9 protein-coding genes are annotated in these 13031 nt (G+C 72.7%); 3 read left to right on the plus strand and 6 right to left on the minus strand.

Annotated elements, in window-relative coordinates:
* Positions 1-115: 115 nt before the first annotated feature.
* The 3 genes from OG440_RS09490 (at position 116) to OG440_RS09500 (ending at position 6883) form a co-directional block, all read left to right on the plus strand.
* Entirely contained in the window at positions 116-5125 is a 5010-nt protein-coding gene (locus tag OG440_RS09490) for an ATP-dependent helicase (protein ID WP_406006403.1), read from the plus strand.
* A 44-nt stretch (positions 5126-5169) separates the two neighbouring features.
* Positions 5170-6012: an Fpg/Nei family DNA glycosylase gene (locus tag OG440_RS09495; protein ID WP_406006404.1), complete on the plus strand. Its 843-nt coding sequence runs from the start codon at positions 5170-5172 to the stop codon at positions 6010-6012.
* A 106-nt stretch (positions 6013-6118) separates the two neighbouring features.
* On the plus strand, positions 6119-6883 hold the full coding sequence (locus OG440_RS09500; protein WP_406006405.1) for an SDR family NAD(P)-dependent oxidoreductase: 765 nt from the start codon (positions 6119-6121) through the stop codon (positions 6881-6883).
* A gap of 1218 nt (positions 6884-8101) precedes the next feature.
* Here OG440_RS09500 and OG440_RS09505 read toward each other — a convergent pair.
* From OG440_RS09505 to OG440_RS09530, 6 genes are all read right to left on the minus strand, one after another.
* Positions 8102-8572, minus strand: a complete 471-nt coding sequence (locus tag OG440_RS09505) for a Dps family protein (RefSeq protein ID WP_406006406.1) — start codon at positions 8570-8572, stop codon at positions 8102-8104.
* 204 nt (positions 8573-8776) lie between these two features.
* Positions 8777-9157, minus strand: coding sequence for a helix-turn-helix domain-containing protein (locus tag OG440_RS09510; protein ID WP_020125026.1), 381 nt, complete (start codon positions 9155-9157; stop codon positions 8777-8779).
* A gap of 109 nt (positions 9158-9266) precedes the next feature.
* Positions 9267-9812 (minus strand): CinA family protein, encoded by a 546-nt coding sequence (locus OG440_RS09515; RefSeq protein WP_406006407.1) that lies wholly within the window; start codon positions 9810-9812, stop codon positions 9267-9269.
* The gene (gene pgsA, locus OG440_RS09520) at positions 9809-10609 is read right to left on the minus strand and encodes a CDP-diacylglycerol--glycerol-3-phosphate 3-phosphatidyltransferase (RefSeq protein WP_406006408.1); all 801 of its coding nucleotides are present in this window, start codon (positions 10607-10609) and stop codon (positions 9809-9811) included. The genes OG440_RS09515 and pgsA overlap by 4 nt, the downstream gene beginning before the upstream one ends.
* Positions 10606-12075 carry a 30S ribosomal protein S12 methylthiotransferase RimO gene (gene rimO / locus OG440_RS09525; protein WP_406006409.1) on the minus strand — a complete coding sequence of 490 codons (1470 nt, stop codon included), beginning with the start codon at positions 12073-12075 and terminating at the stop codon, positions 10606-10608. The genes pgsA and rimO overlap by 4 nt, the downstream gene beginning before the upstream one ends.
* An 89-nt stretch (positions 12076-12164) precedes the next feature.
* Positions 12165-13004: a helix-turn-helix domain-containing protein gene (locus OG440_RS09530; RefSeq protein ID WP_406006410.1), complete on the minus strand. Its 840-nt coding sequence runs from the start codon at positions 13002-13004 to the stop codon at positions 12165-12167.
* Positions 13005-13031: the final 27 nt, after the last annotated feature.

Raw genomic sequence — 13031 nt, forward strand, 5'->3', positions numbered from 1 at the left:
GCGCCACATCCCACCGGCCCCCTCCGCACGGCGAACGCCGACCGCCCCGGGCCCGAGAGACGCCGTATCCGCGCAGGTCAGGGCAATTGTCAGTGGCCGGGTGCAGGATGGACGCATGGTCAGCTCCGCACGCCGAGCCCTCGACGGCTTCTCCCCCGCGACCCGCGGCTGGTTCACGAGGGCCTTCTCCGCGCCCACCGCGGCCCAGGCGGGCGCGTGGCAGGCCATCGGCGAGGGATCGGACGTGCTGGTCGTGGCCCCGACCGGCTCCGGGAAGACCCTGGCCGCCTTCCTCGCCGCCCTGGACCAGCTCGCCTCGACGCCCCCTCCCGCCGACCCGAAGAAGCGCTGCCGGGTCCTCTACGTCTCGCCCCTCAAGGCCCTCGCGGTCGACGTGGAGCGCAATCTGCGCAGCCCCCTGACCGGCATCCGGCAGGAGTCCGTGCGTCTCGGCCTGCCCGAGCCGGAGGTCAAGGTCGGCATCCGCTCCGGGGACACCCCGCCCGCCGAGCGCCGCGCGCTGTCCACCCGCCCCCCGGACATCCTGATCACGACCCCCGAATCGCTGTTCCTGATGCTCACGTCGGCCGCGCGCGACGCGCTGACGGGCATCGAGACGGTGATCCTGGACGAGGTGCACGCGGTCGCGGGCACCAAGCGCGGCGCCCACCTGGCGCTCTCCCTGGAGCGGCTGGACGAGATCCTTCCGAAGCCGGCCCGCCGCATCGGCCTCTCGGCCACGGTCCGGCCGGTCGACGAGGTGGCGCGGTACCTGTCCCCCCAGCGCAAGGTGGAGATCGTCCAGCCGAAGTCCGGCAAGGAGTTCGACCTCTCGGTCGTCGTCCCGGTGGAGGACCTGGGCGAGCTGGGCGGCTCCCCGGTCGCCGAAGGATCGGAAGGGGCCGAGCGCCCCTCGATCTGGCCGCATGTCGAGGAGCGGATCGCCGACCTCGTCCAGGCCCACCGCTCCACGATCGTGTTCGCCAATTCCCGCCGTCTCGCCGAACGCCTGTGCAACCGGCTCAACGAGATCGCCTACGAGCGGGCCACCGGCGAGCCGCTGGACGAACACCACTCGCCCGCCGAGCTCATGGGTGGCTCGGGCGCGGCCCAGGGCGCCCCGCCCGTCATCGCGCGCGCCCACCACGGCTCGGTCTCGAAGGAACAACGCGCGCTCGTGGAGGAGGACCTCAAGGCGGGCCGGCTGCCCGCCGTGGTGGCGACCTCCAGCCTCGAGCTGGGCATCGACATGGGCGCGGTGGACCTCGTCGTCCAGGTCGAGTCCCCGCCTTCGGTGGCCTCGGGCCTCCAGCGCGTCGGCCGCGCGGGACACCAGGTGGGCGCCGTGTCCACCGGTGTGGTCTTCCCGAAGTACCGCGGTGACCTCGTCCAGGCGGCGGTGGTCACCGAGCGGATGCGCACGGGCTCCATCGAGTCCCTGAGGGTCCCCGCCAACCCGTTGGACGTCCTGGCGCAGCAACTCGTCGCGATGACCGCGCTCGACACCTGGCAGGTCGACGACCTGCTGACCACGGTCCGCCGTGCCGCCCCTTTCGCCGCCCTCCCCGAGTCCGCGTTCACAGCGGTCCTGGACATGCTGGCCGGCCGCTACCCGTCCGACGCCTTCGCCGAGCTGCGCCCGCGCGTGGTGTGGGACCGCGTCGCCGGCACGATCACCGGCCGTCCCGGCGCCCAGCGTCTCGCCGTCACCTCCGGGGGCACGATCCCCGACCGGGGCCTGTTCGGGGTCTTCCTGGCGGGCTCCGACCCCAAGAAGGGCGGCGGCCGGGTCGGCGAGCTCGACGAGGAGATGGTGTACGAGTCGCGCGTGGGCGACGTCTTCACGCTCGGCACCAGCTCCTGGCGTATCGAGGACATCACACGCGACCGCGTCCTGGTCTCCCCCGCCCCCGGGGTCCCGGGCCGGCTGCCGTTCTGGAAGGGCGACCAGCTGGGCCGCCCGCTGGAGCTCGGCCGCGCGGTGGGCGCGTTCCTGCGTGAGGTCGGCTCCCTGCCCAAGGAGGACGCCCGGCTCCGGCTGCGCACCGCGGGCCTGGACACCTGGGCGGCCGACAACGTGATCTCCTACCTGGACGAGCAGCGCCAGGCCTGCGGGCACATCCCGGACGACCGCACGATCGTCGTGGAGCGGTTCCGGGACGAACTGGGTGACTGGCGGGTCGTCGTCCACTCCCCCTTCGGCGCCCAGGTCCACGCTCCCTGGGCCCTCGCACTGGGCGCCAAGCTCTCCGAGCGCTACGGCATGGACGCCCAGGTCATGCACGCCGACGACGGCATCGTCCTGCGGCTGCCCGACGCCGACCTCATGAGCCTGGACCTGCTCGACCGGGAGCCCTCGAAGGCGGGCACGGAGTACGACGCCGAGCAGGCACCGGTCGGCGCGGCCGACGTCGTCTTCGACAAGGGCGAGGTCGACCAGATCGTCACCGACCAGGTCGGCGGCTCGGCGCTGTTCGCGGCCCGCTTCCGTGAGTGCGCCGCCCGCGCGCTGCTGCTGCCGCGCCGCAACCCGGGCAAGCGCACCCCGCTGTGGCAGCAGCGCCAGCGCGCCGCCCAGCTGCTCCAGGTGGCGAGCGAGTTCGGCTCGTTCCCGATCGTCCTGGAAGCGGTCCGCGAGTGCCTCCAGGACGTCTTCGACGTTCCCGGGCTCGTGGAGCTGATGGGTGACCTGGAGGCCCGCAAGGTACGCCTGGTCGAGGTCACCACCCCGGAGCCCTCACCCTTCGCCCGCTCCCTCCTCTTCGGTTACGTCGCCCAGTTCCTCTACGAAGGCGACTCCCCGCTCGCCGAGCGCCGTGCGGCCGCCCTCTCCCTGGACTCGCGTCTGCTGGCCGAGCTGCTCGGCCAGGCGGAGCTGCGCGAACTGCTCGACGCCGAGGTCCTCACGGAACTGGAGCGAGAGATCCAGTGGCTCACCGAGGACCGCCGGGTGAAGGACACCGAGGGCGTCGCGGACATCCTGCGCCTTCTCGGTCCGCTCACCGACGCCGAGCTGGCCGAGCGCGGCGCCGAACCCCACTGGGCGCAGGAACTGGCCGCCGCCCGCCGCGCCATCCGGGTCCGCATCGCGGGCGTCGACCACTGGGCCGCGATCGAGGACGCGGGCCGGCTGCGCGACGCGCTCGGCACGGCGCTCCCGGTAGGTGTGCCGGAAGCCTTCACGGAACCGGTCAAGGACCCGCTCGGCGACCTCCTCGCGCGCTACGCACGCACCCACGGCCCCTTCACCTCGGCAGGCGCCGCCGCCCGCTTCGGCCTCGGCGCGGCGGTGACCGAGGGCGCGCTCCAACGACTCGCGGCCGGCGGGCGCGTCGTCCAGGGCGAGTTCCATCCGGCCGGCATCGGCCAGGAGTGGTGCGACGCGACCGTCCTGCGCAGGCTGCGTCGCCGCTCCCTGGCCGCCCTGCGGCACGAGCTGGAGCCGGTCCCGCCGCCCGCGCTGGCCCAGTTCCTGCCCCAGTGGCAGCACATCGGCAAGGGCCACTCCCTGCGCGGCACCGACGGACTGGTGCGCGCCCTCGAGCAGCTCCAGGGCGCCTCGGTCCCCGCCTCGGCCCTGGAGAAGCTCGTGCTGCCGTCCCGTGTGCGGGACTACGCGCCGGCGATGCTCGACGAACTCACCGCGGCCGGAGAGGTGGTCTGGGCCGGCGCGGGCGCCCTCCCCGGCAAGGACGGCTGGATCTCCCTGTACGTGGCGGACGCGGCGCCCCTGCTTCTGCCGCCGCCTCACCCTCTGGAGCTGACGGCACTGCACCAGTCGGTACTAAACGCCCTCTCCGGGGGCTACGGCCTGTTCTTCCGCCAGATCGCGGACCAGGTCCGCGCCACCACGCACCCCGAGGCCACCGACCCACAGCTCGCCGACACCGTCTGGGACCTGGCCTGGTCCGGCCGGCTCACCAACGACACGCTCACCCCCCTGCGCGCCCTGCTGGGCTCGGGGCGCACGGCCGGTTCCACCGCCCACCGTGCCAAGCGCGCGGTGCCGCGCGGCCGCTACGGCTCGCTGACGGCAGCGGCCCGCCCCGCTTCCCGCACCGGTCCCCCGACCGTCGCCGGGCGCTGGTCCCTGCTGCCGGCCCACGAGTCCGACCCCACGGTCCGTGCCCACGCCCTCGCCCGTACGCTGCTCGACCGGCACGGAGTGGTGACGCGGGGCGCGGTCGCGGCCGAGGGCGTCGAAGGCGGCTTCTCGGCGACGTACCGCATCCTGTCCGTCTTCGAGGAGAGCGGTCAGGCCCGTCGCGGCTATGTCGTCGAGGGCCTGGGCGCGGCGCAGTTCGCCATGGACGGTGCCGTGGACCGGCTGCGCGCGGTGGCCAACGCCCGCGACCGAGGTGAGCCGCTGCCCGGCCCGAACCCCCCGCCGGCGAGCCCCTCGGACGGCTTCTCCTTCCCCGACGGCCCCCCGGCCGACGACATCTGGGACCTTCCCGGCCCCGACGCCGACCCGCTTTCCCCCTTCAACGCGGCGACCCCCGCCTCGCCGGACGAGTACGTCTCCCCCCGCGACTTCTCCTCCCCGGGCGCCGGTGGCCCTCGCGGGGGCAACGCTTTCCCGAGCGGTACGGGTGGCCCAAGCGGCTCGGGCGGTCCGAACGGCTCGGGCAGGCCCAACGGCCCGGGCTTCCCGTCCGGCCCGGGTTTCCCCGATCACGACCCCCGGCGTGCCCAGAACCGCAACCGTCACGGAGCCACATCGGGTGGCTCCCGCGCCGTCGTCCTCGCCGCCGCCGACCCGGCGAACGCGTACGGCGCCGCCCTGGGCTGGCCCGAGCCGCCGAGCGGCGCCGGGCACAAACCGGGCCGCAAGGCCGGCTCCCTGGTGGTGCTCGTGGACGGCGAACTGACGCTCTACATGGAACGCGGCGGGAAGACCCTGCTGGCCTGGCCCTCCACCGCGGACGGCGAGGACAGCCCCACCGACGACCCACGCCTGCACACCGCCGCGCAGGCCCTCGCGGAGGCCGCGCGTGCGGGCTCGCTCGGCACGGTGACGGTGGAGCGCGTCAACGGCGCCTCGGCTCTCACCTCCCCCATCGGCACCCTGCTGGAAGGAGCGGGCTTCATCGCGACACCGCGTGGCCTGCGACTGCGCGCATGACCACCGCACCCCGCCCGGAGCGACCGGCATGTCACCCTTGACCCATGCCCGAAGGTGACACGATCTGGCAGGCCGCGAGGCGACTGCACGACGCGCTCGCGGGCAAGGTACTGACCCGCTCGGATCTCCGGGTGCCGAAATACGCCACCGCCGACCTCACCGGACGCACCGTCCTGGACGTCACCGCGCGCGGCAAGCATCTCCTCACCCGCGTCGAAGGGGACCTGACGCTCCACTCGCACCTGCGGATGGACGGCTCCTGGAGGGTGTTCACCAACGGGCAGCCCTGGACCGGCGGCCCGGCGCACCAGATCCGGGCGATCCTCGGCACCGACGACCGCGCCGCGGTCGGATACCGCCTCCCCGTCCTCGAACTGCTGCGCACCGCCGACGAGTCACGAGCCGTCGGCCACCTCGGCCCCGACCTGCTGGGCCCCGACTGGGACCCCGAGCGAGCCCTGGCCAACCTGCTCACGGACCCCGCCCGCGCTCTCGGCGAGGCCCTCCTCGACCAGCGCAACCTCGCCGGCATCGGCAACGTGTACAAGAGCGAGCTCTGCTTCCTGCTCGGCGTCACCCCATGGCTCCCCGTCGGCGCCCTTCCCGCCGACCGCGCCGCGAAGCTGCCCGCCGTCGCGAAGAAGATCCTGGAGGCCAACCGCGACCGTCCCATCCGCAACACCACGGGGCGCCGCGGCCAGAACCTGTTCGTCTACGGCCGCACACCCCGGCCCTGCCTGCGCTGCGGCACCCAGGTCCGGGTCGCCGACCAGGGCGACGGCTCCCGCGAGCGCCCGACCTACTGGTGCCCCGTCTGCCAGGCCGGACCCGCCCCGGCACCGGGCTCCCCGCCGACGCGCCGTCTCCGCCCCCGCACCACCAGGTGACGGCCCTCGACGACCGCCCCCTGCAACCCCGTTGACGAGCAGCCCTCAGCCTCGGGCAGGCGCCACGCAATTGACGGGCCGTCAGAAACCCTCGTACCGTCACTTCATGGCCGTGAAGGCGTACGACCTCACCGGACGCACCGCGTTCGTCACCGGCGCCGCGAGCGGAATCGGGCGCGCCTGCGCCCTGCTGCTCGCCCAGGCGGGCGCCACCGTGCACGGCGCGGACCGCGACGACCGGGGCCTGCACGAGACGGCGACCCTGATCAAGGACCGGGGCGGCACAGCCCGTACCCACCACCTCGACGTCACCGACCGCGTCCAGGTCCGGCAGGCCGTCGAGTCCTGCGAGCGGCTGGACGTCATGGCCGCCGTCGCCGGGATCATGCACAGCAGCCCGGTCCTGGAGACCCGGGACGAGGACCTCGACCGGGTCCTGGCCGTCAACTTCAAAGGTGTGCTGTACGCCTGTCAGGAGGCGGCCCGCCTGATGCTGGCCCGCGAAACCGGCGGCAGCATCGTCACGATGGCCTCGGGAGCGGTCGACACCGGTGGTCCGGGTCTGCTCTGCTACGGCGTCGCCAAGGCGGCCGTGGTCCAGTTGACGAAGACGCTGGCGACGGAGGTCGGCCGGCACGGCATCCGCGTCAACGCCGTCGCCCCCGGATGGATCCGCACCCCGATGACCGACCGCCACGACGCAGGCGCACAGGCGCACACCGAGGCGCTCATGGCCCGGATGTCACCCCTGGGCCGGGTCGGCGAACCGGAGGACATCGCCCACGCCGTGCTCCATCTGGCCTCGGACGCGTCGTCGTTCACCACAGGCCAGATCCTCCGCCCGAACGGCGGAGTGGCCATGCCCTGGTAAAAGCACCGGGCCAAACACCCGGCCGAGCACCGGCCCGAGCCCCCGGCCAACCACGAAGCCCCACCCCAGGCCGCGCACCGGACCGAGCCGCAGCCCAACACCAGACCCCACCCCAGACCGAGCACCGCGCCGAGCACCACGCCAAGCCCCCGGCCCACCACGAGACCCCACCCCAGGCCGCACACCGGACCGAGCCACAGCCCAACACCAGACCCCACGCCAGACCGAGCACCGCGCCGAGCACCACGCCAAGCCCCCGGCCCACCACGAGACCCCACCCCAGGCCGCACACCGGACCGAGCCACAGCCCAACACCAGACCCCACCCCAGACCGAGCACCGCGCCGAGCACCACGCCAAGCCCCCGGCCCACCACGAGACCCCACCCCAGGCCGCACACCGGCCCGAGCCCCCGGCCAACCACGAAGCCCCACCCCAGACCGAGCACCGTACCGAGCGGGAGTCACGAAGCCCGACCACCCCACTCAACCCGCCCAAGGGCGATCGCCCCGCTCCACGGACACCCACCTTCGCGCGGCACTCGCGGCACTCCCCCAGCGGGACACCTACCCCCGCAGGACACCCACCCCGGCCAGACACCGCCCCCGCGAACACCCACCCCCCGCCAGACACCTACCCTCGCGCCTCTCCCCCAGCCCCGCCCCCATTCCCAGCCACGCCACCACCGGTTCCCCCGGTCCCACCCCCAGCACTCCCGCCGCCGGCGTCCCCAGCGCCCCCACCGCCGCCTCCCCACCCACCAGATCTCCCACCCCCACCTCCACCGTCCCAACAGCCGCCGCTCCCGCTCCCGTCCCCCGCCACCGCGACTCCCCGCCAAGCGGCCCGCCATCGCCCGTCCTCGACGGCCCCCGCCGCACGCGCCTTGGCGACGCAGTGCACCGGGAGCAGGCTCAGTCCCCAGCCTCCGGCGGCGACCGCGCCCTCCAGCATTCCGGCGTCGGGCGCCACGGCGAGCCGCAACACGGCCCACCACCACATCCCGCCCAGCCCGAGGCCGAGCCCCAGCACGGCCCCTCGCCCCGCTATTCGCCCCACCATGGCCGTCACCTCCAGCCCGAGCCTCACCACGACATCCAGTAGCCCCCGCGCCTGTGCGGAGGCCGACGCTAGACGGCCGTCCCCGCACCCGGCTGGGCGCACGGGCGGCACAGGGGCGCATCGGCGGAGCCGAGCCGCCGCCCGCGCCCCTGTCGCCTCACGCGCTCTCCGCCTGGAACATCCAGTGATGCTTCTCGAGATCGGCGGTGATGCCGATGAAGAGGTCCTGGCTGACGGGATCCGCGTCCGCCGTGGCCGACACCCGTTCCCGCATCCGGGTGATCACCGCACCCAGAGCGGCGACGAGCGTGCCCACCGCGTCGGAGTCCTTGACCCAGCCCCCGGCCACCGCACCGATCCCGCTGCCGGCCGCCACCGTCGCCGCACGCCCGTCCGGCGAGACGCCCAGCGCCGAGGCACGCTCCGCAACGGTGTCGGAGTGGCCGCGGGCGACGTCCACGACCTCGTCGAGCTGGAGATGGACGGATCGGAAACGGGGCCCGACGACGTTCCAGTGGACCTGCTTGGCGACGAGCGACAGGTCGAGCAGGTCGACGAGCGCGCCCTGCAACGCCTCCGAGACGGTCTTCAGGTCGGCGTCGGGCAGGGGACTCTTCACGACGTACATCGGTACCTCCGGTGGTTGGCCCCCGTCGTGCCCCTCCACGATGACCTCGGCACCTCGCACCGGCAAACGGACGACCCACGCGAAAACCCCGACCGCATCCTCTCCGGTCCTCCCGGAGAAGCCCCGGCCGGGGCCTCACACATGCTTCCTACGTGCCTGCGTCGCGTCACATACCCACGCGTCACACGCCCGCGCGCGTGAATGTCACGCGGCGACCACGTCCACCGCCTCGGCGGGTGCCTTGATGGTCACCCGCTCCGGTGGCACACCGGTCACCGACACGGAACCCAGCATCGGACGAACCGACGCCGGTACAGGCTCGCGGGGGGTGGCGGCAGCAGACTGAGCCAGCTCGGCGAGAGCGAGCTCGTCGCTCACTTCCCGCATGAGCTCGGACATCCGTACGTCCAGCGCGTCGCAGATGGCGGAGAGCAGCTCGGAGGAAGCCTCCTTCTGCCCCCGCTCCACCTCGGAGAGATAGCCGAGTGAGACTCGGGCGGACGAGGAGACTTCGCGCAGAGTACGGCCCTGGCGCTGGCGCTGCCGACGCAGCACGTCACCCAGCAGGCGACGGAGCAGAATCATCGGTGGCTCCCTCCTCGGACCGCGTAGCCGCATCCTTCACGCCCCACCGTACCGCCTTGCGCTGCGGCCGTGCGGGGAGCGATGTCGTGTTCACTCAGGGCTGCAAACATCAAAACCCCCCGTTCTGTTCCGTATCCTGTGCCCGCTCATTCCCGGTGTGTTCGCCCGCAAGCTCTGTCAGGAGCAGTGCGAGTACGCTCCGTACACTCTCTCTACGAATTTCCGCCCGGTCGCCGTTCAACCTCAGGGCCTCCACTTTTCCGCCGCCGGCGCAACCGGACAGCGCCCCGGAAGGGCCGTCCACCGCCACGAAAACCGTCCCCACCGGCTGTCCGTCCTGTGGGTCGGGGCCGGCGACGCCCGTGGTCGCGATGCCCCAGTCGGCCCCCAGCGCCTTCCGCACTCCGGCGGCCATCTGCGCCGCGACCTGCGCGTCCACGGCTCCGCACGCGGCCAGCAGATCCGCGTCCACGGCGAGCAGTCCGTGCTTGAGGTCGGTGGCGTAGGCGGTGACCGAGCCGCGGAAGACCTTGGACGCTCCGGGGACCGTGGTGATCTCCGCCGCGACCAGGCCACCAGTGAGCGACTCGGCCACAGCGAGCGTCTCTTCCTTCACCGTGAGTAGTCGCACCACATCGGTGGCGGGGGAATTCACGCCTGCGTCTCCTCCAACGCGGCCTTGCGCTCGGCGATTCCCTGCCTGCGCAGCACAATGGCCTGTCGTACGTAGTCGAGCCCGGTCACCACGGTCAGGACGACCGCCGCTGCCATCACCCACCACCGCAGGGTGGCCAGCCAGCCCGTCAGCGCCAGGACGTACATCCCGACCGCGATGCCCTGCGTGAGCGTCTTCAGCTTGCCGCCCCGGCTCGCCGGGATGACCCCGTACCGGATGACCAGGAAACGCAGGAGCGTGATCCCGAGTTCCCGGCCGAGGATCACGAGCGTCACCCACCACGGCAGGTCACCGAGCGAGGAGAGACAGATCAGCGCCGCTCCCATGATCGCCTTGTCGGCGATCGGGTCGGCGATCTTCCCGAAGTCGGTGACGAGGTTGTATCTCCGTGCCAGATGCCCGTCGAACAGGTCGGTGATCATGGCGATCGCGAAGGCCGCCCAGGCGAACGCGCGCCACGCCGGGTCGTAGCCGCCGTCGGCCAGCATCAGCGCGACGAAGCCGGGCACCAGGATCAGCCGCAGCATGGTGAGCAGATTGGCGATGTTCCAGACGCTCGCCTGGTTGACGGCGGCGGCGGCCAGCTTCGCGCCCCGCGGCGGCCTCCCGGCATCCTCCGGGTCGGACATCGCGGCCCCGTCGGCGGACGCTCCCGCAGGGGTCACCACGGCGCCCGCCGCCTGCGCGGCGTGCGAAGCCTGGGGACCCGGTGAGGTCTGCGAAGCCGGTGAAGCCTGCGAGGAGCCGCCCGCAGCCGATGCCGGAACACCCGTCATCTGCCCGCCTCCTCGCTACACCCGAACGAGCCCGCCAGGGGCTCGGCGACCAGGTCGACACCTTCGGTACCGACCACCTTCGCCTCGACCATACGACCGACGCTCAAGTTTCCGCCCGATGTGAGCAGCACCTGACCGTCCGTCTCCGGTGCCTGGTGCTCCCCGCGGCCGAACACGCCCTCGTCGTCCACCGACTCGACCAGCACGTGCACGGTCTCGCCGACCCGCTCCTCGGCCCGCTGCGAGACGAGCTCCTCGGCGAGCCGGGAGACCCGTGCGAGCCGTTCGGCGACGACGTCCACGTCGAGCTTGTCGTCGTACGTCGCGGCCTCGGTGCCGTCCTCGTCGGAGTAGCCGAAGACCCCGATCGCGTCGAGCCGCGCACCGTTCAGGAAGCGCTCCAGCTCGGCCAGGTCGGCCTCGGACTCACCGGGGAAGCCCACGATGAAGTTGGAGCGGACACCCGCCTGGGGCGCCTTGCTCCGGATGGTGTCGAGCAGTTCCAGGAAGCGGTCGGTGTCGCCGAAGCGGCGCATCGCGCGCAGTACGCCGGGCGCCGAGTGCTGGAAGGACAGGTCGAAGTAGGGCGCGATCTTGGGCGTCGAGGTCAGCACGTCGATCAGGCCGGGCCGCATCTCGGCCGGCTGGAGGTAGCTGACCCGCACCCGCTCGATGCCGTCGACGTCCGCCAGCTCGGGCAGCAACGACTCCAGCAGCCGGATGTCGCCGAGGTCCTTGCCGTACGAGGTGTTGTTCTCGGAGACCAGCATGACCTCCTTGACGCCCTGCTCGGCCAGCCACCGCGTCTCGTTCAGCACGTCGCTCGGGCGGCGCGAGATGAAGGAGCCGCGGAAGGACGGGATCGCGCAGAAGGAGCAGCGCCGGTCGCAGCCCGAGGCGAGCTTGACCGAGGCGACCGGGGCGCCGTCGAGCCGGCGCCGCAGGGGCGCGCGGGGGCCGGAGGCCGGGGCGACACCCTCGGGAAGGTCGTTGGGCCCGTGTCCGGGCAGGGCCACCGACGCGGCCGATTCCTGCCGCTCCGCCGGGCTGATCGGCAGCAGCTTGCGCCGGTCGCGCGGGGTGTGGGAGGCGTGGATTCCGCCGTTCAGGATGGTCTGGAGGCGGTCGGAGATGTCGGAGTAGTCGTCGAAGCCGAGCACACCGTCGGCCTCGGGCAGGGCCTCGGCGAGTTCCTTGCCGTACCGCTCGGCCATGCAGCCCACCGCCACGACGGCCTGGGTTCTGCCATGCCCCTTGAGGTCGTTGGCCTCCAGCAGGGCGTCGACGGAGTCCTTCTTGGCGGCGTCGACGAAACCGCAGGTGTTGACGACGGCGACGTCCGCGTCCTCGGCGTCCTCCACGAGCTGCCAGCCGTCCGCCTCCAAACGGCCTGCGAGCTCCTCCGAGTCCACCTCGTTACGGGCGCAGCCAAGGGTGACGAGTGCGACGGTACGGCGTTCAGGCATGGGCTCAAGACTACTTTGTCCCACCGGCACCGAACGTCGACGGGGTTGGCGATCTTCGCCAACCCCGTACACCCCCTGCCGCGCCTGGCCTAGCCGACCTGGGGGTCGCCCTTGGTGTAGGTCAGCCGCTCCACGGCGCCGGGCCGGAAATCGTCGTCGAGCTTCTTGCCGTTGACGAAGAGATCGATCGCACCGGCGTCACCGAGGACGAGGTTGATCTTCTCGCTGTCCTGGAAGGTCTTGGAGTCGCCCTGCTTGAGCAGGCCGTCGAACAGGAGTCGGCCGTTGTGGTCCTTGGCGGCGACCCAGCTGCGGCCGTCCACGGCGCTGACCTGGACGGTCACCTTGTCCTGGGGGGCCGCGGCGATGGCGCTGTCGGAGGGTTCCGGTTTCTCGTCGACGGGCTTGTCGGTCTTCGTCGTGGGTGAGGCGGTCTTGCCGGCCGCGGGGGTGGCACCCTCGGCCGTCTGCTCCTTCGATCCGTCGTCGTCACCGCCCGTGAACGCGGTGAAGCCGACGAAACCGACCACGGCGACGATCGCGGCGACCATGGCCGCGGTCCAGTTCGGCCCGCGCCGCTCGGGGCGGATACGTTCCGCCTCGAAGAGGGGCGCGGCCGGGGTCGGTGCCGGACGGCCGCCGTGGGTTTCGTCGTATCGCTCGATCAGCGGGGCGGGGTCGAGACGAACGGCCCGGGCCAGGGTCCGGACGTGCCCGCGTGCGTAGACGTCCCCGCCGCAGGGCGCGAAGTCGTCGGACTCGATGGCGCGGACGATGGCGATGCGGACCCGGGTGGCGGAACTGACGTCATCGACGGTCAGCCCGGCCGCGATACGGGCCTGCTTCAGGGCGCGGCCGATGGAGAGGGGGGCTTCCTCGGACGGGTCTTCGAAGGGACGCTCGTCTTCAGGGGAGTTGCCGATGGACACGGGGGCGCCTTTCGAGCGTGTAGCCAC

It is taken from the genome of Streptomyces sp. NBC_00637, from assembly GCF_045161545.1.
Classification (GTDB): Bacteria; Actinomycetota; Actinomycetes; order Streptomycetales; family Streptomycetaceae; genus Streptomyces.

Coding starts and splice junctions, on each gene's coding strand:
- OG440_RS09490 (WP_406006403.1), top strand. CDS start 116: ATGGTCAGCTCCGCACGCCGAGCCCTCGACGGCTTCTCCCCCGCGACC.
- OG440_RS09495 (WP_406006404.1), top strand. CDS start 5,170: ATGCCCGAAGGTGACACGATCTGGCAGGCCGCGAGGCGACTGCACGAC.
- OG440_RS09500 (WP_406006405.1), top strand. CDS start 6,119: ATGGCCGTGAAGGCGTACGACCTCACCGGACGCACCGCGTTCGTCACC.
- OG440_RS09505 (WP_406006406.1), bottom strand. CDS start 8,572: ATGTACGTCGTGAAGAGTCCCCTGCCCGACGCCGACCTGAAGACCGTC.
- OG440_RS09510 (WP_020125026.1), bottom strand. CDS start 9,157: ATGATTCTGCTCCGTCGCCTGCTGGGTGACGTGCTGCGTCGGCAGCGC.
- pgsA (WP_406006408.1), bottom strand. CDS start 10,609: ATGACGGGTGTTCCGGCATCGGCTGCGGGCGGCTCCTCGCAGGCTTCA.
- rimO (WP_406006409.1), bottom strand. CDS start 12,075: ATGCCTGAACGCCGTACCGTCGCACTCGTCACCCTTGGCTGCGCCCGT.